Source organism: Helicobacter didelphidarum (assembly GCF_003364195.1).
GTDB lineage: Bacteria > Campylobacterota > Campylobacteria > Campylobacterales > Helicobacteraceae > Helicobacter_A > Helicobacter_A didelphidarum.
This window is the reverse complement of sequence record NZ_NXLQ01000098.1, coordinates 1-2155: the sequence shown is the minus strand read 5'-3', so window position 1 is coordinate 2155 and position 2155 is coordinate 1. Positions and strand designations below refer to the sequence as shown.

Below are 2155 nucleotides of genomic sequence, written 5' to 3'. Positions count from 1 at the left end.
CTTTCTTACTATCATTTTTCTTTGTTCTTTATAGCTTAGCTTTATAAAAGCTTCTTTTTCTTCTTTACTCCATTTGATACCATTGCCATTGGGAGAAGGGCGATAGGATTTGAGGGTGGAGAGGATAAAGTTAAGCTTTTTCATTTTTACTTCTTCTGGTTTCATAGCAGACTGACTTTTGTATTCATCTCTCATGTTTTTCCAAATATTTACTTCCAGATATTTGAATATTACACCTTTCATATAATTTTCCTTTCCTTAATCTTTCACATCTATGGTTGTGGGGATATATTCTTTATCATAGATGAGATTGCCTGCTATAATATTTTTAAATTGTTTGTGTTTTAGGGATACTTTACTATATAAGGACATTTGTTTTTGTAGATTTGTTGTATAGTTCATTGCTCTATAATTCCATTCTGCAAATTGTTTTATAGTATTCAAGAAATCCTTACTAAAGACTTGAGTGTTATTCGATGCTGTAATATTTTTTGGTGTGTAGTATTTGGGATTAACTTGCACTTCATTGCGTAAATAAGATTCTAATTGCTTATTTTCTCCCATATCAAGATAGAACCATAATTTAGCGTAAGCTTCTTTGACGATTTGACCTGCTTTTTCTCCAATTTTATCTATATCCACTTTATCATTCATGAGATTTCTTAAGGTTTGAGTAAGTGTTTGCAAAGATGTATCCTCATTCTTTGTGTATGCTCCTACACTTGGGTTGTGGATATAAAATAATCCATTATGGTGTTGCAATGATTGCATAAGAGAATCTAGATTAGATTCTACATCTTTATGTGCGTATTTTTCATTGATACTATGTATGTTATCTTTTACACCTTGTAGTGCCTCTAGTAATGGAGTGTGCATAGAATCTAGTAATATCATAAAAGGCGTATTTGAGTGTAGGAGTGCAAATAGACGTGGTAAGCTATATGTCAAATATGAGCTAAGTAGTAGCATAGTGTGGGGATATAGCATAGAATGGGGCTTAGATTCTGTATTTGTGGATTGCTTTGTTATTCCATCACTCACGATGATAGAATCTGCTCTAGTAGAATCTTGAGATAATCCTAAGGTATTAGAATCTATACTAGAATCTTTATGATGATTCCAGAGATATGACAAGCTTAAACTTCCATACAAACCTCCTGTTAGACTTACAAGGCTGAAACTTTTAAGCTTCTTTAGGGCTTCTCTACGACTAAGGGCTTCTTGCCTTTGGAAATTAAGAGATTTTGTTTTATTCATTATGTGTCCTTTGTGTTGGTTTATGAAGATGGAATAAATATAATATTATAGTAAAATAACTTTCAAAGCTCATCACCCTTCATCTCTATCTTTACCATAGCCTTCTAAGCCTTTGTTAAAATCTATCTCTATATCTAGCACTTCTTTGGGGAATATATAAGGACGAGCAGAGGGAAGTCCATAGGTGAGATTGGAGTAGATTTTGTAGGCGAGAATCTGTCTAACACTAATATTTTTAAATATTATTAAGTCATTGCCTACTGCCACCAACATTTCCCATACCTTCAAATAATACTCTTTTATACTTTGTGGGGTAGAATCTTTATCTCTTGGGTCTTTTATAGTAATGTTATAGTAATTCTCTCCTTTGATGAGACGAGAGATACCCGGATACACTATTGTCCCGCCATAAGCCATAGATACAGTGTAGCCTCCCAAATCAATAATAAGTTCAGGGCTAAATTTCTCATCAAAGTAAGGGTCAAGTCCATTGATTAAGTCTTTAGCTCTTTTTTTCTTATAAGATTCTAAGAGATTAACTTGCAATGGAGATTGTCTCATCATTCTAGTGCCATTTTCGTAGTTGCTTATCAATGTATCAAGAGCTTCTGTATTGCCTAAAGCAATAGCACAACGAAGAGAGGCATTATAAGGGATAAGGGCATATCTTAATGATTCGTTTGTTCTCCCACTTGGTGCATAATTCTGTGCAGCAAGATAAAATGCTAAGGGACTTTGATATTTAATTGCAGCGGCGAGATAGAGTTCGGCAGCAAAGCAACTTTTTTGCAAACTCTGCGCTTCCTCATCTATGGCTTCCCATACGACACATTCTAAGGCGTGATTATAGCACTCTAGTGCTTCTTCTCTTAATAATCCTAATGAATGTGGGGTTATA

The 2155-nt window shown here is 34.2% G+C and carries 2 protein-coding genes and 1 pseudogene; all 3 read right to left on the bottom strand.

Annotated features, from left to right (window positions below; all coding sequences use genetic code 11):
• Positions 1 to 243 (bottom strand): hypothetical protein (locus CQA53_RS11015; RefSeq protein ID WP_147290048.1); only part of this gene is annotated, 243 nt, incomplete at its 3' end.
• 15 nt (positions 244 to 258) lie between these two features.
• Positions 259 to 1257 carry a hypothetical protein gene (locus tag CQA53_RS11010; RefSeq protein WP_115543975.1) on the bottom strand — a complete coding sequence of 333 codons (999 nt, stop codon included), beginning with the start codon at positions 1255 to 1257 and terminating at the stop codon, positions 259 to 261.
• Positions 1258 to 1329: 72 nt separating this feature from the next.
• Positions 1330 to 2155 (bottom strand): annotated as a pseudogene (locus tag CQA53_RS12685) (hypothetical protein); the annotation flags it as partial.